This window comes from Sphingomonas sp. M6A6_1c (assembly GCF_053345135.1).
In genome coordinates this window covers 51,262-71,429 of the sequence record NZ_JBKEZO010000005.1, presented here as the reverse complement: position 1 = coordinate 71,429, position 20,168 = coordinate 51,262, and the positions used below count along the sequence as shown (strand labels likewise).

The window sequence follows — 20,168 nt, the reverse complement described above, 5'->3', positions numbered from 1 at the left end:
GGCAGCCGAAAGCGAGCGCCGTTCCAAAGGGGACCATTATGAACCGCCTCCGTACCGCCATATCGCTCACCGCCTCGCTGCTCGCGCTCACCACCGCCACGACGCTCGCAGCGCAGACCGTACCGCCAACCGACGATGCACCCGAAGCCGACATCGTCATCACCGGCCAGCGCGCCAGCCAGGCCCGCGCGCTCGCCGCCAAGCGCGACGCGATCGGCGTGATCGACGTCGCAGCCGCGGACGATATCGGCCGCCTGCCCGACCGCAACGTCGCCGAGGTGATCGAGCATCTGCCCGGCGTCGGCGTCACCTACGACCAGGGCGAAGGGCGCTACGCCTCGGTTCGCGGCGTGCCCTCGACGCTCAACGGCTACACGCTCAACGGGCTCGAGATCGGCAACCCCGACGGCACCACCCGCGCACTGCCGCTCGACATCGTCTCTGGCCAACTGGTCAACCGCGTCGAGGTCGCCAAGGTCAAGACCGCGGACATGGACGGCCAGGGTATCGGCGGCACGATCAACCTCGTCACCGAGACCGCATTCGACTTCGAGGAACCCTTCGCGCTCGCCGCCACCGCCAAGGCTGGGTACCAGGAGCTCAACGGCAAGGTCCCGTACCAGGCCGACGCCAGCATCGCGAAGCGCTTCGGCGCCAACGAACAGTTCGGCATCGTGCTCGGCGGCAGCTATTCAAAGCGCGATTTCACCAGCGACGGCTTCTACCCCGACGACTGGCGCCCGGTCGCAGGTGCGGCACGCGGCGGCGTCCCGACCAACATCAAATACACCGAATACAACCTCACCCGCACCCGCATCGGTGGCGCCGGCTCGCTCGACTGGCACCCGAGCGATCATCAGACCTTCTACGTCCGCGGGGTCTATTCAAAGTTCATCGAGGACGAGGTCCGCGGCCGCTACCGGCTCGATTTCACCAGCACGCCGTTTACGTTCGACGCCAACGGCCTGACCGGATCGGCGCCCGGCACGCCCAGTTCGCAGACCGGCGTGGCAGGCACCGGCACCGAACGCCGCCAGGACCTGCGGCTCGACTACAAGGTGAAGACGATCGCGACCGCGATGGTTGGCGGTTCGACCGAGATCGACAAACTGAAGCTCGAATATGCCGGCTCGCGCAGCCGCAACACCGTGCTCGACCGCTTCAGCACGTGGCAGTTCCGCTGCAATCCCGGCCCGGTCAGGTTCGACTTCACCGACACCATCTACACCGCCGCGCCGGTCGCCGACTGCACCGCCAACCAGCTGCAGTTCCGCCAGTACAACCAGCAGACGCAGCGCGGCGTCGAGAAGATCTGGCAGGGCAAGCTCGACGCGACCTACGACCTGGGCGGCGAGAGCTTCTTCAAGGTCGGCGCGAAATACCGCATCTCCGACCGCGACTTCGACCAGAGTAACCCGGTCTATGATCGCGGCGCCAATGCCGCCACCCGCTTCACGCTCGGCCAGTACGACCTCCAGGGCGGATCGGTCACGGTGCATCCCGACGACAGCGATACCGACAAGGGCTATGTGAACACCCCGCTGATCGATCCGGCCGCGATCAAGGCGTTCACCGCCGCGCAGCTCGCCGGCAATCTGTTCGTGCTCAACCGCGCAACCTCGCTGACCAACAATACGATCAGCGACTTCCAGCTGAAGGAGGATGTCGGTTCGGGCTATGTGATGGCCAACCTCGCGTTCGGCGCGCTCACGGTCACGCCTGGGCTGCGTTTCGAACATACCCGGCTGACCGTCACAGGCTACCAGTTGCAGAACACCGCGACCGTCGTGCCACTGACCCGCAAGACCGATTACAACGACTGGCTGCCGTCGCTGATCGTGCGGATCAAGCCGAACGAACAGACCGTCCTGCGCGCCTCCTACTCACGCAGTCTTGGTCGTCCGGAATACAACAGCCTGTCTCCGGGCGGCTCGATCGACACCGGCAACGGCATCGTCGCGCTCGGCAATCCCGATCTGAAACCGTATCGCGCGGACAATCTCGACGTCTCGGGCGAATGGTATTTCGCACGCGGCGGGCTGTTCAGCGTCGGCGTGTTCGCCAAGCTGATCAAGAACCCGATCTTCACGCAGACCACCACGCTCACCAACACCGTCTACAACGGCGTCGAATATGCGACGCTGGCGATCGCGCAGCCGTTCAACGCCGACAAGGGCGACATCGTCGGCATCGAAGCCCAGTTCCAGCAGCAGTTCACCTTCCTGCCGGGCGTGCTGTCCGGGCTCGGCATCCAGCTGACCGGCACGCTGACGGATTCGACGCTGCGGCTGCCAACCGGACGCACCTCGACCTTCCCCAGCCAGTCGGAATATCTCTATGGAGCCGAGCTGTTCTACCAGCGGGGCCCGGTCGAGGCCTCGGTCGCCTATCACAATACCGGCCACGCGCTGCTCGCGGTCGGTGCGCTCGACTATCAGGACCAGTCGAACGATGACCTCAAGCGGCTCGATGCCAAGGCAAGCGTAGCCCTCCTCGATAACGTCACGGTCTTCGCCGAGGCGCAGAACCTGACCGACGCGCCGACCCGGCAGTATCAGGGCAACCGCAAGGACTGGATTATCCAGAACGAACGCTATGGCCGGACCTTCTACGGCGGCGTATCGGTGAAGTTCTGATGCGCACCGCGTTCGCCCTGATCTCGACCGCGCTACTGGCCTCCGCCAGCAGCGCGCAGGACACCGTCCCGACGCTCGCCCCGGCGACCGTCGTGTCACGCTTCGTTGCCGAGGAAGCCAGGCAAGGCGTCGCGGTAGATGCGCGATACTTCTACCCGCTGAGCAACAACCGCATCGGCAAATACGACAGAGCGACCGGCAAGCGCGTCGCGCAATGGGAGGGGCCGCGCGCGCTCTACCCGCACATGAACTCGTGCGTGGTCGACGGCGCCGAACTGGTCTGCGCCGCGTCCAATTATCCTGCGGTGCCGATGTCGAGCGTGGTCGAGATATTCGACACGCGAACACTGCGTCACATCCGCAGCATCAGCCTGCCGCCGATGCCGGGATCGCTGACCTGGATCGAACGGCGCGGCGATGCCTGGTTCGCGGGTTATGCCAATTACCCCGAGGCGCGCGGCGGCGAACCCGGCCACGATCACCGCTGGACGCTGCTGGTGCGGTTCGACGTGCAGTTCCGCAGCACCGGATCGTGGCATTTCCCAGACAGCGTGCTGGCCCGCTTTGCGCCGATGAGCTGTTCGGGCGGATCCTGGGGCAACGACGGGCTGCTCTACGTCACCGGCCACGATCGCCCGGAACTCTATGCGCTGCGCCTTCCGGAAGCCGGCAGCGTCCTTAAGCACGTCGCGACGATTTCACTGTCCACTGGCGGTCAGGCAATCGCTTGGGATCGCTCGACACCGCGTACGCTATGGTCGCTTGACCGCGAGACGAAGAACGTCGTGGCGAGCAAGATCCCCATGATCAGGCCCTAGGATAGCAGTCGGGGAAGACCCACATCCGGTCATTTGCGGCCTCTTTTCAGCTCTCAACCTTCTGCCATTCATTCATGTTGGCAGCGGAGGAGGTGCCGAGCCTCAGCACTGCCCGCTGCCCCGCCAGCTTTCCCAAAAAGGATCGTGTTTCGAGAAGCGCCTAAGCTGACACCTTGCCGATATTATGACACCCGCTTGCAGTTTGGCGTGTCGATGCTCGTCGCGCCCTTCGCGTCGAACCACACCGTTCCGTTCGACACCATCGCCAATCCGTCATGAACGAACATCTCATGCGGAACGGCCAGCTTCAAACGTGACAGGAGGCATGGGGTAAATATCTCATCCCAGCGTCGGAACAGCTCTTGCCTGGTGCGGACGAGACCCCGGCGGCTACCGATGTTCAAGGGAAATGAAGTCGCCGATGCCGCTTCAGTTTTGTTGCCGGAAAGCGCGCCGTCTATGAATTGTCGCGCTCTTGCCTCGAACACGTTCGCCGATTCCTTAGTCACATCCTCGTACCGGCTGGCCCCTTGCGGCCCACCAATGAGATTCATTCCGAGCGTTACCGGCAGCGTCGTTGTGCCCTTCGTCCATGTTCCCACAAGCGACGTAGAATTATAGAATGTCAGAGGCGGTTTTGATGCCGGGCTGACGGTCTCGAAGTGTAGATTGAACGTTGATCCGTCATCACCATGCAGGACAAGATGATCCCCATCCATCCCGCCGGTGAGTCCTATGTCGATGGGGTTCCGTGCGTAGAAGTAGTGGCCGGCGACGAACTCGGTGTGGTTCCTCACCGTCATGTGCGCGCCGACGCCATACGGGCCAATGGACCCGTCCAGGCCCTCCTCATCGACACCGGGGACCGCCGCGCCATGCTTGATCGCCGTGCTGGAAGTGTCGGTCATCTGACCGGCATCCTCCCCTATGATCTGTTTCCCGGCGATAGCTTGCAGCCTCACAGCCGGTGAAACAGTCGGATTATTCGGGTAGCCATGCCCGTCATAGCGCAAGCGCGCCTCATATCCGCGAACGATGCCTCCACCAGCGACCATTACTCCCAGATCACGCCACCCATGCGTAGTTGTCGGCAGAACGCGCACGGGGGGTCGGGCGACGGAGATATCGGTGATTTCCCGGTAGCCGGTCGGCGTCATGGCCAGCACGTAAAGGTCGCATCCCCCGCTGCCACAAAGGTCGGCTTGGCCGCCACCTTCGGACGTGGCCATTGCGTAGATCAGCGCCTCCAGATTCTTGTCCCTGTCCAGGTCCGCCAACGCGACGGTGTAGCGCGTCAGCTTGTGATCCCGGATGAAGGCCGCGACCCCGGAAGGCGCTGTTGGAGCGGCCATCCCTGCGGCCGTAATCAGGCCGACGATTGTAGCTGCGGAATAAACGGCCAGACGCTTCAAGACAGCCTCCACTACGAAATGTCGCGACGCGTTCGTGCGCCAATCGTTTTACCCTGCCTCTGCGTTCCCGTAAACGAACGGCAAGCGAGACGGCTCGGGCGTTCTCAATTAGCAGCCTTTGCGAGAACGCATGGATCCGAACGCAGAACCGCAAGATCGGTCGAGCGCCTCCAATCCAAGTACGTCTAACTGGCGCCGCCACGGAGGACAGGACGATGAAGGCGGCGGTTCACAACTACCATGCCCGGATGCAGCGGGTGCTGGATCACATTGACCGGCATCTGGTCGACGATCTAGACCTGGATGCGGTGAGCGGCGTCGCCGCCTTCTCGAAATATCACTTCCACCGGCAGTTCACGGCGACCTTCGGGCTTTCCGTGCATCGCTACGTCCAGCTCGCCCGCATGAAGCGGGCATCCTACCGGCTGGCCTACAGGGACGCGCAGAGCGTCACCGACATAGCGATAGATGCCGGCTACGACGCCCCGGATGCCTTCGCCCGTGCCTTTCGGCAACGGGTCGGGCAGTCGCCCTCGTCGTTCAGGAAGGCTCCTGATTGGGAGCCGTGGCTTGCGGCCTTCGGGCCTCTCGACAACGCGAGGAGCAAGCTCATGCAGACCACTTACACTACCAACGACGTAATGATCCGCGACGAAGCGCCGACATCCGTCGCGATCATGGAGCATCGCGGCGACCCGGCGACGATCGGCGCGACCATCCAGCGGTTCATCGCTTGGCGCAAAGCGACTGGGCTGTCACCCAGGGTCAGCCCGACCTTCAACGTCTTCCACTCCGATCCGCGCACGACGCCTCCAGCAGAATACCGCATGGACCTGTGCGTCGGCACCGATCGCCCCATCGAGGCGAACGGCGAGCGGATCGAGGCCGGCACCATCCCGGGCGGACGCTGTGCGGTGCTGCGCGTCGTTGGCAATACCGACAATCTGGAGCCTGCCGCCCTGTATCTCTATCGCGATTGGCTACCCGTAAGCGGTGAGGAGGCACGCGACTTTCCGCTCTACTGCCAGCGCATCGCCTTCTTCCCGGAGGTACCGGAGCATGATGCGGTCGCGGAGCTGTTCCTGCCGCTCAAATAGCCTGCCGGAGGGCGGCTCGCATCCTTGTCCTGGAGTCGAAGAGTCGCCCCTCTAACGTAGGATGCACCCATGCTGATCGGTTACGCCCGTGTTTCGACGACCGACCAAGATTTGTCGCTGCAACTCGACGCATTGGCAAAGGCCGGTTGTGAGAGACTGTTCACCGACAAAGCGAGCGGCGTGAAAGTCGATCGACCGAGCTTGGCGGAAGCGCTCCATTTCGCACGCGCAGGAGACACCCTCGTGATTTGGAAGCTCGATCGGCTTGGCCGCTCGATCCGAGGTCTCATCGAGCTAGCGGCGGGCCTGTCCGCTCGCAACGTGGACTTCCGATCTCTCACCGATGGGTTCGACACGGCCACTCCTTCTGGGCGACTCCTTTTCCACATATTGGCTTCAGTCGCAGAGATGGAACGTGAGCTGGTGAAGGAGCGTACGATCGCGGGCTTGGCGGCAGCTCGCGCGAAGGGCGGCACCGGTGGTGGCCGAAAAGCAGCAATGACACCCGACAAGATCGACACTGCGCGCAAGCTCCTAGCAGCCGGGGACAAGCCTACCAAAATAGCGAATCTGCTCCAAGTTGGCCTATCCACCTTCTATCGCCATTGCCCGGCCAGCGCCGGCCTTCCCGATTGAGGATGCTTTTTTGGGATTGGGCGGGTTTACCGAAATACGCGTAGAACCTGCTCTGCGACCAGCTCCAGATCGACGGTAACGCGGGTATCTACCCGGATAACATTTCCAATCCCGACTGGCCTATTATACTCCGCCAGCATCTCGGGCGGCATCTCCTTGAGCGGGTGAGCGGCATGATGGCCGGCGATGGCAGCCCGATCCCGGAAACGCCTGGCGGCCTCGATCGGGCCACAATCGCAATAAACCTCAGCGATAGTCGCCTCCAACGCGCTAAGTTGGGCGCGCTCATAGTCGCTTCGCGGACGGAAATTGGCTTCGAGCACCGCCTGTGTCGTATGACGCGCCAGCATCCACAGTAATTCCATAGCGGCACCCCCGATCCGGCGTGATGTCGCAAGGTCGCCTGCACCAGCTCCCAGCGCGTCGGTAAGCGTCTCCTTTACAAGATCTTTGGAAAATAGCGCGAAGCCGAGCTGCTGCGCGAGCGGGACCGCCAACGTCGTCTTGCCGGCACCCGGAGCGCCCGAGACAATGACGATCCGACGCCGCAGGGTCATTCTTCCCGCCCTGCAAAGGCTATGAGATTGCCGCCGGGATCGCGGAGGATGAACGTCCGTGCGCCCCATGCCTCGCGCTTGAGGCGTTGGTGTTATTCGACACCGGCGACATCGAAAGACTGCGCTAGCGCCTCTATGCCCTGGACGGTTACGGTAGCCGAAAGCGCATCGGCTTCCCGATCGCGGAAGCCGTCTGCAAACACGTTGCCGTTTGTATGCCGCAGGTTGAGGCAGGCCCCACCACGCCCGACCTGTACGTAGAAAGGCGGATCGCCGTACATGAACATGAGCGTGAACCCGAGGCGATCGGTGTAAAAGGCAGTGGCGGCGATCAAATTCGGCACGAAAAGCTGGGGCTCGGCCGCGATCAGATTTGGCTCTTCACTCATGGTCGTCCTCCTGCGTCTCGCCGGCAAGCCGGAGCATCACGTCGGACGCGGCGAGCAGCGTCCGACGGTCGGCGTCATTCAGTTGGCTGGACATGGCATCTGCCAGCCATTGCCGGCGTCGAGCTATCGCCCGGTGCAAAGCCGTGGCACCGCCATCGGTCAGCGCAATTAGCTGACGACGGCGATCGGCAGGATCGGTCGGGCGCTCGATCAGCGCGGCATCCTCCAACCGGACCAGCAAGCGGCTCAGGGATTGAGGCTGCAAGCCTTCACCTCGCGCGAGCGTTACCGCACTCATCGGGCCTTGCCGGTGCAGCGACGCGAGCAGCGCCAAGCCGCTGCCGGTAACTTCCCCGTCCGACGCGGGCCGGCGCAACCGGCGCGCCATTCGAAGTACCGCTCGCACGATCCTGGCCTCATCGCTCTCTCGATCGTCTACGCTTGTCATTTCATACGCATTGCGTATTATCGGGAAGCAGTCAACCCGATGATCCGCGACGGCAGCACAGTGGAGACAGACCAATGCAGCAGCGTATGACAGCGATCCTCCCGTGCAACGATCTCGACGCGGCTCAGGGCTTTTTCGAGCGTCTGGGCTTTACGCGCGACAGCGGAAGTCCCGGCGAGTACCGGATGCTGAGTGACGGGCATGGAGGAGATATTCACCTCAATCCTGCCGTTGCCGGCTGGCTGACGCCGGGGCGCAACCCATTCGGACTATACCTCTACCGCGAGGACGTAGACGCCTTAGCCGCCGCCTTTGCAGGCGAGATCATTGAGCCGGGCGGGGTCAGCGATAAGCCTTGGGGAATGTACGAGTTCGCGCTGAACGGCCCTGACGAAACGCTCGTGCGTGTAGGTTGGCCCAGCCGACTTCGTTAGGCACGCCGCTGCCGCGAGTGCCTTCCCACGCAGGAACTTGTGAAGAGAATCCGGCTGCGCCTATCGCGCTGACGGACGCCTGCGAGTTGCAGTTACCCGAAATCTGTTCCTGAATGCGCTTTCCCGAGACGGACAGTTGGAGACGGAGAACCGGGAAGCCGGGAGCCTCCCAAAGCAATGAGTTTCGGGAAAGCCCCTGGCACCGGTGAGCGGGCAAGATTGGTCATGCGGCGGTCGACCGCTCAGCGGCTGCGGAGACCCACAACCGGCCGTTCAGCGGTAAATTGACGGGTCCCGCTTTCGGACTCTCGTTCATCGCTCAGCGACATTAGTGCCAGCGGGGGCGGCGGGACTACCATCCGACACTTCCCGATCGACAAACTCAATAGATCCAGCGCCAGATGCCGGCCGGCCATCCGGCGAGCGGGATGTGTGCCCATGTCGCCAGGAGCCATGTGACAAGGCCGCCGCCTAAGGCATGTCCCCCGAAGCCGCCCCATTTGGTACGTCCGGCAGCGATGGCGGCGAACGGCAGATAGCTTGTCCGAGCCTGCCATGCTGGCCAGCCTTCCGGATCCAGTGTGGCCTTCTTGCGATCCTGCAAAGCCGCCCCGACCAAAGCCAGTACGATCATCGATCCCGACAGGATGACGTTCTTGGCGATCGGATAGATCAGGATATGCGACGTGCCCCAGATCGCGAACGCCCACATCATCGGGTGGCGGGTGACGCTATATACGCCCCGTGCCTCGGCCGTGGCGGCATTCGCAGCGGCGCCGGCGAGCGCGGGATTGCGGACGAGCGACCCTAGCAGCAGGATCGAGGCGACGAGCATCAGGGCCGTTGAGGCCGCCCACAGGCCAGCGCCGACGTTCCACCAAGGCGGCGTAATCGCAGCGGCGCGATACGCCCAGATCGTCGCGCCGAGCGTGCCGAACGCCACGACGGAATAGACGCTCAGGAATGCCTTCTCGCCGATCGCGGCGACCAGGGGCGGGCGCAACGGGTGCGACAGTAGGAAATGGGTACCGACAAATATCGCGGCAGCCGCAAGAACGGTCATGGTTCCTGTCACCATCTCATCTCCCTCGTATCGATCCTATCATCATTCACCGCGACGCCTGTGGGGGTGACGATCATGCGCGTGAACTGTTGCGCAGGCACGATGCGTCGTTCGGGTGCCGCAATGCCTGTTGCGTTGCAGAGCATCACAAAATGACTTGGTCACGGTCAGGCGTTTCCCGTCTTATCGGGAGGAAGGCGGTTGATTTTAGGCAGTAGCAATAGTTTCGGCCCAGTCCCCGATCTGGGATTGCGACATATCGGTCGTGTTGAAGATCACGATGGTTTCGCTTTGACTCAGGCGGTGCGCGATCAGGGCTCGATACCCCTCGACCTTGCCTGTCTCCCACGCCCATGGCTCGTTACCGATGGTGTGGACACGGCCCCCGAGGGCATATTCCTGATCCGGCCAGTGAAGGCTTGTGAGTTCCCGCCGCGATCCCGCGCTCAGAAGGGCGGTATGAAAAATGCCGTGCGCGGCGCGGACGGCATCCCGCACCGTGCTGGCCGTATTCCCGCTGCCCGCCAGGAAAGCGGGGACAGCCGTCATCTTGCGGACTGGCGGGACGACGCTGCCGTACGCGGCCGCTAATCCCGGCATCGGAGGTTGCCCCATCTGGGCATAACCGGTCTCGGTCATGTGCAGCGGTTGAAGGACCATCTGCCCAACCAGTTCGGCTAGCGGCTTGCCGGTGATCCGCTCCAGCACCGCCGCGACGATCACCCAGTTGAGGGGGGTGTAATCCCATCCCGCACCAGGGGTGAACTTCAAGTCGCCCCTCCCGTATTTGGCTAGTATCGTCGCCGGCCTCTCCGTCGAGTTAAGGAGCGATCGATCAGCCTTGATCGCCGGAACCAGAAGGTCGGTGATACCGCTGGTGTTGGACAGCAGATGCTTGATCAACACGCGGTCGCCCGTGTTTCGGCGAAAGTCCGGCAGGTAGGTCGCGATCGGCGCATCCAGCGATAACATGTCGCGCTCGACTAGGCGGAGGGCAGTCGCGCTGGCCACCCATTTTGATGCGGACCCCCATTTGAACTGCGTGTGCGGCGTGACGGGACGTTTATCCTCCACATCGGCCAGACCGACGCAGCGGATGTGCTCGAGCTTGCCCTGTCGTCCGTAGGCAAGCGCGCCATTGAAATCCGGAGGCAGGATTATCCCTTCGATGGCCTGACGCTTGGTTGTATTTGGGACCTTGGCGGATGCTGCGGTCGCTACCCCCAAAGCAAGGCCGCCGACGATAAGCTTGCGTCTGTCGATCATTCCCGTGCCCCCGTTGTTGCATCGAGGCATATGTCCGCTTGGTCATCAGGACCAGCCTAAAGAAATTGGAGAGGCCGCCGGATGAGCCGTATATACGCAACGATCGCGTACCGAGGGCGACTTCTTCGATAGTGCGGGCAGCGGCGTTGAACTGCCCCCCGCCCCCTGCCCCTTGCCGCAGTGACCCACAAGCAGACATTCAGACAGCCCTGCCCGCTTCCCGACTTCAGACATTCGTTCATGTCGAACTTTGCAGCGAGCGACAGCCTGGATCGGCAGAGCGAATGGCGCTTAAGGGGCGGAAAGCCGTCGATCACGCGGCGGCAGGATCAGCGGGCAAAGCGATCACATTTTCCGCACCGAACAAGTCATTGACCTTTGCCAGCGCTGCTTGACTGAGCACCTGCGTAAACAGGAGTGCCAGCCTCCGCTTCGGACGCGAGCAGGCCACGTAGAAAAGGTTACGATTACTTTCGAAGGAGGCCGTCTTGTCTGGGGGAGGTCCAGGATCAAGCCATTCTAGCATCTGAGCGAAGTTATACCTGTTCCAACCGCGACCGACGATAACGAGGACGTTCTCGAACTCAGCTCCCTTAACCCCGTGCTTTGTCGCGAACGGCGTGTGGCCATCAATGAAGGCATCCACCGCCATCAGCTCCGCATAGGAAACATCACGGAGCCTCCGTAGCTGGCTTACCCTGCGCGGCTCGTTTTCGATAGGGGCCTCTCCCACTGCAGCGAGCCGATTTTCGCGATCGATGACCGCGTCGGGAACGCGCATAAGCTCCTGCGCCCGCATGAAGTCGATCACCTGTCCGATGGTCCCGGTATGCCTGAGCTCGACGAGCTCCTGGAACGACTGGGACCAAGCCACCTTGTCTTGATGACGGCGGATGCTGGGGCGACCGGCGTCAAGGCATTCGAACATCTCGCCGTAGCGCTGCGCCTGGAACGCGGCGCATGCCCGGCCGCCGTCTCGTCAGTCTTTCGGATCATGGACGGAAGCAAGAGCCGCTCCGACGTGCCCTCAATCAGGATCGCCTTATCGGCGAAGAACAGGTCACATCGCGAGAGCGTGAGATACTGGTGGAGAAATTCGCGCACCGCCGGCTCGGCGCCCGCCATGCCCTGACGCAAATCCTTGACGAGCGAACGGCGCACTCCCTCGCCATCGGCGACGGAGAGGAAGTAGCGGAGACTCTCGAACCTTGCTTCGTTCGCCATGTGTGGGGAGTGCGTCGTCACGACGAACTGCACCGGCCACGGTTGGTCGGCGTTCAGCTGCGCCACGAACGCGGCCGTGACCCGTTCAAGCTGACGGATGAAGACCTCCTGCATCTGAGGGTGGAGGTGCGCCTCCGGCTCCTCGATGAAGATGAGGTGGACGCCGGCTGAGGTTGGCATTGCCTGATATTCTCGAAAGAAGCTCAACAGCTGCAGGAGCATGTAGACGAGGTTCCTGGTCCCAAGACCGCTGTAGGTCTCAGGGAGCGTCATACCGTTGACGCCCCGATACCTGACCTTCGTGTGGTCTTTGAGAAGCTTGTTCACGTCGAAGCTCGTCTCAGTCACGAGTCCGGGATCCGACAACCCGGGGTATCCGAACAGGTCGAACGTCGGCAGCAGCGAGGTCAGCCCCGAGTTAAAGCTATCGTGGACGTCGCCTTGGATCGCCTCCACCACTTCCTTGAGCCGCTCTGCGGTCGTCCGTCTTTCTGGATTGATGTCATCAGTCAGGGCCGACTGGAACAGAACCTCGACGACCTTACCCAAGACATCCCGCTCACGAATGGTGTCGTCGTCGAGACCGCGTTGGGCGTTGATAAAGCCGACCCCAACCAGCGTCGTAAGCAACTTGGTCTCGAGCGACTTGCGGTTGGTGGCATCGTTGGGATCAACGGCCTCCAGCGTTCCCACATAGGCGGCGGGGAGTCGTTGGCTGAGATTCCGGAAGAAACGGGAGCGGTCGTTCGCCGCATCCTCAAGTGGGACCAAATGGTCCGCAAAAAGCGTCTCGGGTGCCGTAGCCTTTGGGCCGAACCGAAACTCCAGGCGAGCCTCGTGGCAGTCGTCGTTAAGGTCGATGATGCAGTTGCCCAGCGGCCCGAGATCCAGAGCGTCCGTGTCGTATTCGATGTCGAGGACCAGCCGGATCGATGGCAGCTGCTCCCAAGCGTCGGCGGACTGCGGGTCGGCGCGGTAGGCCTGCAGCGCCCGCCAAAAGCTCTCGTGGCACCCCAGCGAGAAGTCCTCAAGCCGTAGTGCCAGACTGCCGCCAGACAGGATTCGCCGGAACAGCTCTGCGATTGACGTCTTCCCGCTATTGTTCCGCCCGACGATCAGCGTCGTGCGTGCCTCAAACCCAAATTCGACATTACGGAGAAGTCGAAAGTTCTCGATCCGGGCCCGCACTATCCGCATTCTCGTCCTCCAAGCGTTCTGCCGTCCAAGCACTGATTGGACTTGCCGGTGCATTCGGCATAGCTCTGTTCACGGTCGAGGAAATCCTCGACATGTCAAAAAACTAAGCTGAGTTGCCCGAGTGTCCATTCATCTAAGGAATAACATTCGCTCGCGTGTCGTGATCGGACCCATACCGAGACGTTCAGGTGCCCTTCCCCGCCTCCCAACATCAGACGTTCGTTCATTTCCGTCCGGCGTCTCGATGAGCGGCCGTGGAATGAGACGAAGTGGGACAAACCCGTCGTTCGCATGACCTAGGCTAAACGTCAGCTCTTGTCGGAAGCTGACGTTTGGCGCTTGCCCAAGCCATGAAGGATTGGCCAGAACCTTGAGGAAATCCGCCTGCGGCCCTTGACCGACGGGAGAGTTGGCCGCGTCGTTCAGGGCAATGGTCAGGCCTTCGTCGATCAGGTTGCAAGCCCGCACGGCCTCACAGGGTGACGGTCATCTCGAGTTGGCTCGACTGCTTCTCGTCAACTTGTTGAAAGTAGGCGCTGCGATGTGCCCGCACGGCGTCGCGAACGTCTTCGTGCGGATGGCCGTAGCCGTTTCGCCCGGCCGCGGCGAATCCGACCCAAAGGGCCGGCATCGCATCGAGCACCTCCCGGCTGTGATTGTGGATCGAGCCATGATGCGGGAGCATCAGCACGTTAACGAATGGCGTGTAATCCTCGTAGTATTTGAGGAAGCGGCGGCGGCGGTAGAGACCGTCGAGATGGGCATCGCCCGTCAGCATCCAGCCTCCGACCTCCTTCTCCCAATGCTTCCAGTGCCGGTTGTGCAAGAACCGCTGCGACCGCCAATTGATGTCGACCGAGCTTGGTATCACCGGTCCGGTGTAGAGCGTCATCGATATGAGATTGTGATCGAGCCAGAGCGCGTCGTAGCATGCTCGCAGCTTATCGCGTACAATCGGATCCTTGGCACGCCGCACAATGTCCTGCTTGTCGAGCGGCGTGCCGAACTCAGCTTCAAGCGCATCCTCGAAGGCCTTCATCAGTCTTGCCGGCGGGACATGGACGTAGGGGATGAGCGCCCAATTCAGCTTGCGATTGCTAGCTGTCGTTGCGACTGCAGCGCCGGGAGCGACCTGCTGCATATGCGCGCCAGCATCCTGGCGCGGTGCCGCCGACGTGATAAGCTCCGAGACCGCCTCGGGATCGAGCGTCCATTCGGCCGAGCAGTCTCCGCCACGTTCGCCGCCTTCTGGCACTTCCGGAACGATCGGGCCGTCGCCCTCCTCATCGTCATCCCGACCGCCCACCAAGGTCACCGTCTCGACACCGCGGCTTCCGAACCAACCCGGCAGGTCGCTCACCGCCTCCGCGAAAACCCCGCCGAGCCTACCGCGCCCAGCTTCGCGCGCTAGCGTCGCCACGAGCGTCAGTTCGTTCAGATAGGGCAGGACGACCTCGCGCACCTTTACCCGTGAGAGAAGGTCGTCGATGCCGCGTACATGATCATTGTCGAGATGTGACAGGAACAGCAGATCGATATCGCCGCCACCCGCCACGATCTCAATCTCACGCGCCAAGGCATCGAGTTGGTTGGATCCACAATCATATACCCAGCGCAGCGGCTTGCCGCCGGCCTCGAGCGTGCCGCACGTCAAGCCGCCCTGACCCACGGCATGCTGCACCATCCTGACCTTCATCCAGCCTCCCCTCGCAAATATCTGATCCTATCATAGAGACGGGGACGGTCATTGGCGAAGACGTCTCTTCGACGCTTGACTACCTCTGCCAGCCCCAGAAAGATTTTCGGCTTTATACTGGTTGAAGCAGCCGACAATTTCGAGGACTGATAAAGCGATGGCGCGGCTTATCAAGAATGACGAGATCATGTCCCAGAACATGTCCCGAGATCTCCCGGCACATGTGACGAATCTCTTTCTTGGTCGTAAGGCCGAAGTTGACTGGCTCTCAGAGCATGTCCTGCGTCGCCGTTCGGCAGGGCCGATCGTCGTCAGCGGCTTGGGAGGCATCGGCAAGACGACGCTCCTACAGTTCTTCTTCTCCGAAGTGGCGGGAGGTGTAGAGCCGGCATGGCTAAGTCTCGATCGTTCGCCCGACGCCATGAATGAGGCCTCTTCGTTCGTAGAAGCGCTGTACGCTGATAGGAACAGCCCCGTTCATGTCGTGATCGACGACGCCGACGCGCTGACCGATGTGCAGATGCTGAAGATCAGCCATCGGGTCTTCAATATCAAACGCGTCCGCTCGCTCGTCTTCTCGATGCGGCGCGGGACGAGCCTCCCACGCGGCGAAACGCTCGTCATCGCACCGCTCGACAAGGCAACAGTCCTCGAAATGATGCTGAGGCGCGATGTCGGGTTGCCCGAGAACGACCTGGCGCATGCGGTCGAGGCGGCCGGCGGCATCCCGCTCGCGGTCGAGATCCTTAGCCGCCTTGGCGAAACCCATCCCGAGCTGTCGATCCGCGACCTGCTGGACGGTAGGCTTTACGAACTGGCTGCCAGCTTTCGCGAGCCGTCCACCCGGCTCATCACGGAGATCAGGCCTAGGCTTGTGATCGCGAAGGAAACGGTTCTCGACGAACTGAAACGCCAGCCCGAATCGCTCTTCGAGCTGCCGCCGCGCAAGTTCGAAGAAGTTGTCGCCGAATTGCTGGCCGGGATGGGCTATGAGGTTCAGCTGACGCCGGCCACGCGCGATGGCGGCAAGGACATCCTCGCCTACCTTACGACCCCCGCAGAAAAGCTTCTGTGCCTGGTCGAGGTCAAAAAATTCCGCCGCGACCGGACGGTCGGCGTCGAGCTCGTCCGCACGCTCTACGGCACTTTCTGCGATCATCAGGCGAACAGCGCGATGCTCGTGACGACCTCATCTTTCTCCCAAGACGCGCATACCTTCCAGCGGCGCCACGCATTCCAGCTCTCGCTCCATGACTATGGAAATGTCGCGAGCTGGATCCAGCGCCACAAAGCGCACTGATTCGCGGCTCCCGCCGATTCAAGTCGGTTCGCAGGAGCTCGTCGCGCCCAAGACAGGCGAGTGAGCGTACGCGCGAACATCCGTCAAGCAGCAGGCAGGTCCGGTGGCCGAGCGGAGATGCTGCTTGCCAAGATGGAGACCGTGATCGTCGTGTGGCGGGCGCGGTTTGCTAGTAAAAAGGGGTTCAACATCGCAGGTTATGACCTGCTCGGCAGGACCGGTTCGATCTTGCCGAGCGCGGTGCCGGTGGCACCTGTCAGCTGATAGACCTGCCATCCCAAGCCCTTGATGTCCTCGGTCACAGTGAACTGCGTGACGATGGTTTGAAAGCGGCACTCGCTGCTCGAAAAATAGTCGAGATAGACAGCGAACCCGGCTTCATCGATCCCGAGATTAGGCCGCTCGACGATGAGCAACGCCGGGGCGACCGAAGCGACACTCGCCATGTGCGTGATCGCAAACTCCATAATGACGCGCCCCTGTTCGCCACCCGACAACGTGCCGAAAGCCACCTCCACGCCGCTTTGAAGGGTGCAGCGCAGGACGTTCTGCACCTCGCCATCGTCGTCGGCATCGCGCTCGAACCGCGCTGCGCGCAGGTAGAAGGTCGTGCTGTTGATCATTGTAGCGAGCGAACGGACGCTGATCTCGTCCAGATGAAAGAGACCCATCATATTGGTGAGATCGTCTTCCGCGCGATGATCGCGGCGCTTGGTCAGGGCGGTCATAGCGATGCGATGATGGTTGAAGGCCACTCGGCGGCTATCAAGGTCAAATCGGACCGCGCCATTGCCCGTCTCGATCTCCAGACGATGTTCGCCGGGTGCATCGAACAGCAGCGCATAGTGCAGCGGATGGGGTTTCATCCACCGCCACAGGCGGCGTGGGCTATCAAGCACCGACAGCCAGTCGAGCAGCGCGGTCTTGCCGCTCTCATTTGCACCGATGAGGAACGTCGTCTTGCCGAACTCAATCGTCGCGGGTTCAAAACGTGGCGATGCTAGCAACGTCAACGAGCGCACGAATCCGAAAGCGGTCGCGCGCCCGCTATGCTCATAGGCGGTGCGATACTCGTGAAGCGCCTTCCAGCTCTTGAGCACCGCGACCAGGTACCGCTCGCCGCTATTCTTGTCGATCAGATCGGCGTGATGGCCGCACATCCAGATACCGTTGGTGATCGCCTTGAGTTGTTCCGAAGTTAGTAACCCCTGCCCGCGTGGGCCATATTCGGATGCGGCATAGATGTGCGCGGCCTTGCCGCTGTTTTCGATCTGGTCGTCTTGCTCGCCGGGACCGATGGTCAATCGGTTGCAGCCCGGAAAGGCGCAGCGATAGGCAGCGCGCTGCGCGAGCTTGAGACGGATCGGTGCCGTGAATGCTTCGCGTGCCATGCTTCCCCCTGACGGCCCGCTAAAACACCGATCCCGACTACGCCAGCGTCGTTGCATTGACAACCGGCACCCGCCACCTCCGCGTGAGTAGGCAGCAGGTGCCGCGAATTTCCCCCAGACAACATGGCGGCGTTTCCGCGCCGCCTTTGCCTTATGCCGCGAGCGGTAGCGACTCGCCTTCGCCGGGCCAGTCTTTATTTGGCCCCGGCTTGCAGTTCGCTTCCGCGGCGATGACACTCAAAACTGCAACGCCCCGCGGGCAGACCCCGAAGCTACGAGTCACTTCTTGCCCAGCGCAACCTTTCCCAGCGAAGCACCACGCATGCGAGAAGTCCGCTGCGCCTTCCGTTCTGCGTCGGTTAGCGTGATCGCCGGCTCACGGTTGGAAGGATTGCCAGCAAGAGCGGCCACATCGCCAATCCACCCCATCTGATCGGCAAGGCATTCCGCGAATGCTCGCGCTAATGGTGGCGGCACAGCGTTTCCGACCTGGCGATACTGCTGCAGGCGCGGGATACGATCGGGCCAGAGGAACTCGTCCGAAAACCCCTGCAACCGTGCACTTTCGCGTACGGTGATGACCCGATGGTGCTTGTAGTGAACCGGGCGAAGTGGACTGAAATTTCCCGATCCTGCCCGTAAGGTATACGACGGGCGTTCAGGATGAAGCCGGTCATGAAACGAGCCGCGTTCGCGTTTTCCTGGTTGCAACGTGCTGAGGCGTGCAATCATGTCCTCTGAATGCGCCGTCGGTTCGTGATTGAAGATTCCAGTTTCACCGAACTCGCCTGCATCCGGCAAGTCATCAATCGCAACTGACGACGACACGAAGGGCTGTTCTTCCGTTCCGTGTGTTGCCGCGGGAAAGCGAACATTCTTTCTCCCCCGCGCGCCGATCACGACGAGGCGCTTACGATTTTGCGGAACGCCAAAATCTGCCGCCGACACAACCGCGTGATCTACGGCATAGCCCAACGCGCGCAGTTCGGCTTTGATGTCGTCGAGGAACGCGCCGTTGTCAATCGATGCAAGATTTGGGACGTTCTCCAGCATGAAAGCAGACGGTTTGAGCTCGTCCACGATGCGAATGAAATGTCCGATAAGGTCGGAGCGGATGTCTCGCTTGCCCTGGCGCTTGCCGGCGATCGAAAATGGCTGGCATGGCGGTCCGCCGATTACGAAATCGGCTCGCTCGATCCCGGCAAGCTTTAGGAGTTCCGCTCCGGAGGCGAGATTGAGGTCTGTGATGAAGCCGCGGCTTCCGCGGTATGCGTGGTTGTAATTGTAGGCATCGACGGCACGAGCGTCGAGCTCGAAGCCAGCGGCGACATTGAGGCCTGCATCAAGGAAGCCAGTCGACAGCCCACCGCAGCCGGCAAAAAGTTCAATTCCGGTCGGCATCTTCTTCGTCATTGCTTGGGTACATTCGTTGCGCGGATCATGGCCAACTGAGCCTCCGAGGTGTTGATAGCGTAACTCGCAGAACGAATGATCCGAAGATCGCCCGGGCGCGCAGCAATATTGAATTCCATGAGATGAACGGCCGATTGGTAATCGACCTTCAAGGCAAGCGGCCGGACCTTCAGTCCTGGGAAATAGTGCGCCGCGTATTGGATCATGTTGAATATCTGGACCCGGTTCAGCTCGTCCGAAACGGCCTTTGCCTCGATTGGAAAAATGACCGGCACGTCATCGTCGCCAGAGGCGATTCCAACGTCAATAGCGTCAAGCTCCGCCTGCCCGATCCCTGGAACGCTCTTGCGGACATGCGAGCGAAGCCGATAAATTTTCATGCCAGTGAAGTGGTCGAGAAGCTGGCAGTAGCCGACGACCGACAGCAGCGCCTGCTCGTCCATTTCAGCCACCGTTTCCGGTAACAGCCGTCGCACTGGCATCGGCGTTTGGTCGATCGCTGGAGTTAGTTCGCAAACCGGAACTTCCAAAATGCCGCTCGAAGCCTTCTCGAACTGATAAAGCCCTCGCCCGATCGCGCGCAAGACGTGGAAGCCCTTGGAAAGGATTTCCTCGGGCAGCACAGTTCGTGATCGCATACGATAGACGACATCGGCGGCGTTGCGTGCGGAAATGCTATCAGGATTCTCTGAGACGGCCCGCACTGCCTCGACAGCGGTGCGGACATCGTCGAGCGAGAACACGACCGTTGCAGCGCCGGGCCGCCAACGATCCTGAAAAAGCTTCAATACGACCGGAACATACACCTTCGAGTTTCTGCCGTGGCTTTGAAGGCTTCTACCCTTTGGTGCTGCCACGACGGGCGTAACTGCGTCCTTCTTTGTCGCAAGACGGCGCTTGGGCGCGGTCGCGTCAAGGTCGGTTTCGTCAGTCATGGATCCCCGCTAGCACATCTGGAACGTAATGAGAACATTCGATCCAGTTTCCGTCGTACCCGAGCGATGCCGTTGCGTCATCATCTGACCTTGGCTCGTGGAAAATATCGGTCCTGCCTGACTGGCGATGACGGCGCACCGTTGGTCGATCCGGTAACCTGACGGACTCAGATACCCTGCGCATAACACCATCAATTGACGATGGGCGCGCCGGAACGCGCCTGATTCTACGCGTGGGCATTTTGAGCGATGCCCG

Annotated in this window: 18 protein-coding genes; 6 read left to right on the top strand and 12 right to left on the bottom strand. The window is 61.6% G+C overall.

The window, feature by feature from the left end:
• The first annotated feature begins 38 nt into the window (after positions 1-38).
• Both ACLBWH_RS11475 and ACLBWH_RS11470 read left to right on the top strand, forming a co-directional pair.
• Positions 39-2,636, top strand: a complete 2,598-nt coding sequence (locus tag ACLBWH_RS11475; protein WP_447798927.1) for a TonB-dependent receptor — start codon at positions 39-41, stop codon at positions 2,634-2,636.
• Positions 2,636-3,454 carry a YncE family protein gene (locus ACLBWH_RS11470; protein ID WP_447798925.1) on the top strand — a complete coding sequence of 273 codons (819 nt, stop codon included), beginning with the start codon at positions 2,636-2,638 and terminating at the stop codon, positions 3,452-3,454. Before ACLBWH_RS11475 ends, ACLBWH_RS11470 begins: the two co-directional genes overlap by 1 nt.
• 182 nt (positions 3,455-3,636) lie before the next feature.
• On the opposite strand, the gene ACLBWH_RS11465 is transcribed toward ACLBWH_RS11470, so the two are convergent.
• Positions 3,637-4,866 carry a hypothetical protein gene (locus ACLBWH_RS11465; protein WP_447798923.1) on the bottom strand — a complete coding sequence of 410 codons (1,230 nt, stop codon included), beginning with the start codon at positions 4,864-4,866 and terminating at the stop codon, positions 3,637-3,639.
• A 215-nt stretch (positions 4,867-5,081) separates the two neighbouring features.
• Here ACLBWH_RS11465 and ACLBWH_RS11460 point away from each other — a divergent pair, with 215 nt between their 5' ends.
• Both ACLBWH_RS11460 and ACLBWH_RS11455 read left to right on the top strand, forming a co-directional pair.
• Entirely contained in the window at positions 5,082-5,963 is an 882-nt protein-coding gene (locus tag ACLBWH_RS11460; protein WP_447798921.1) for an AraC family transcriptional regulator, read from the top strand.
• A gap of 69 nt (positions 5,964-6,032) precedes the next feature.
• Entirely contained in the window at positions 6,033-6,599 is a 567-nt protein-coding gene (locus tag ACLBWH_RS11455) for a recombinase family protein (RefSeq protein ID WP_447798919.1), read from the top strand.
• A 26-nt stretch (positions 6,600-6,625) separates the two neighbouring features.
• Here the strand turns inward: ACLBWH_RS11455 and ACLBWH_RS11450 are convergent, their stop codons facing one another.
• The 3 genes from ACLBWH_RS11450 to ACLBWH_RS11440 all read right to left on the bottom strand — a co-directional run bounded on the left by ACLBWH_RS11450 (position 6,626) and on the right by ACLBWH_RS11440 (position 7,879).
• The gene (locus ACLBWH_RS11450; RefSeq protein ID WP_447798918.1) at positions 6,626-7,156 is read right to left on the bottom strand and encodes an AAA family ATPase; all 531 of its coding nucleotides are present in this window, start codon (positions 7,154-7,156) and stop codon (positions 6,626-6,628) included.
• A 92-nt stretch (positions 7,157-7,248) separates the two neighbouring features.
• Positions 7,249-7,545 (bottom strand): VOC family protein, encoded by a 297-nt coding sequence (locus ACLBWH_RS11445; protein WP_447798916.1) that lies wholly within the window; start codon positions 7,543-7,545, stop codon positions 7,249-7,251.
• Positions 7,538-7,879 (bottom strand): MarR family winged helix-turn-helix transcriptional regulator, encoded by a 342-nt coding sequence (locus tag ACLBWH_RS11440; protein ID WP_245640873.1) that lies wholly within the window; start codon positions 7,877-7,879, stop codon positions 7,538-7,540. The genes ACLBWH_RS11445 and ACLBWH_RS11440 overlap by 8 nt, the downstream gene beginning before the upstream one ends.
• Positions 7,880-8,067: 188 nt before the next feature.
• On the opposite strand from ACLBWH_RS11440, the gene ACLBWH_RS11435 reads away from it, so the two are divergent.
• Positions 8,068-8,427 carry a VOC family protein gene (locus tag ACLBWH_RS11435; protein WP_447798914.1) on the top strand — a complete coding sequence of 120 codons (360 nt, stop codon included), beginning with the start codon at positions 8,068-8,070 and terminating at the stop codon, positions 8,425-8,427.
• A gap of 382 nt (positions 8,428-8,809) precedes the next feature.
• Here ACLBWH_RS11435 and ACLBWH_RS11430 read toward each other — a convergent pair whose 3' ends face one another.
• The 5 genes from ACLBWH_RS11430 to ACLBWH_RS11410 all read right to left on the bottom strand — a co-directional run bounded on the left by ACLBWH_RS11430 (position 8,810) and on the right by ACLBWH_RS11410 (position 14,873).
• On the bottom strand, positions 8,810-9,505 hold the full coding sequence (locus tag ACLBWH_RS11430; RefSeq protein WP_447798912.1) for an NnrU family protein: 696 nt from the start codon (positions 9,503-9,505) through the stop codon (positions 8,810-8,812).
• 192 nt (positions 9,506-9,697) lie between these two features.
• On the bottom strand, positions 9,698-10,756 hold the full coding sequence (locus tag ACLBWH_RS11425; protein ID WP_447798910.1) for a serine hydrolase domain-containing protein: 1,059 nt from the start codon (positions 10,754-10,756) through the stop codon (positions 9,698-9,700).
• 313 nt (positions 10,757-11,069) lie between these two features.
• Positions 11,070-11,567: a hypothetical protein gene (locus ACLBWH_RS11420; protein WP_447798908.1), complete on the bottom strand. Its 498-nt coding sequence runs from the start codon at positions 11,565-11,567 to the stop codon at positions 11,070-11,072.
• Positions 11,564-13,177 (bottom strand): ATP-dependent nuclease, encoded by a 1,614-nt coding sequence (locus tag ACLBWH_RS11415; protein ID WP_447798907.1) that lies wholly within the window; start codon positions 13,175-13,177, stop codon positions 11,564-11,566. Before ACLBWH_RS11415 ends, ACLBWH_RS11420 begins: the two co-directional genes overlap by 4 nt.
• Positions 13,178-13,649: 472 nt before the next feature.
• Entirely contained in the window at positions 13,650-14,873 is a 1,224-nt protein-coding gene (locus ACLBWH_RS11410; protein ID WP_447798905.1) for an MBL fold metallo-hydrolase, read from the bottom strand.
• A 157-nt stretch (positions 14,874-15,030) separates the two neighbouring features.
• On the opposite strand from ACLBWH_RS11410, the gene ACLBWH_RS11405 reads away from it, so the two are divergent.
• Positions 15,031-16,173, top strand: coding sequence for a restriction endonuclease (locus ACLBWH_RS11405; protein WP_447798903.1), 1,143 nt, complete (start codon positions 15,031-15,033; stop codon positions 16,171-16,173).
• 197 nt (positions 16,174-16,370) lie between these two features.
• Here ACLBWH_RS11405 and ACLBWH_RS11400 read toward each other — a convergent pair whose 3' ends face one another.
• From ACLBWH_RS11400 to ACLBWH_RS11390, 3 genes are all read right to left on the bottom strand, one after another.
• Positions 16,371-17,564 carry a hypothetical protein gene (locus tag ACLBWH_RS11400; RefSeq protein WP_447798902.1) on the bottom strand — a complete coding sequence of 398 codons (1,194 nt, stop codon included), beginning with the start codon at positions 17,562-17,564 and terminating at the stop codon, positions 16,371-16,373.
• Between the two features lie 279 nt (positions 17,565-17,843).
• Positions 17,844-18,977, bottom strand: coding sequence for a DNA cytosine methyltransferase (locus ACLBWH_RS11395; RefSeq protein WP_447798901.1), 1,134 nt, complete (start codon positions 18,975-18,977; stop codon positions 17,844-17,846).
• Complete coding sequence (locus ACLBWH_RS11390) at positions 18,974-19,912, bottom strand: hypothetical protein (protein WP_447798899.1); 939 nt, start codon at positions 19,910-19,912, stop codon at positions 18,974-18,976. Before ACLBWH_RS11390 ends, ACLBWH_RS11395 begins: the two co-directional genes overlap by 4 nt.
• Positions 19,913-20,168: the final 256 nt, after the last annotated feature.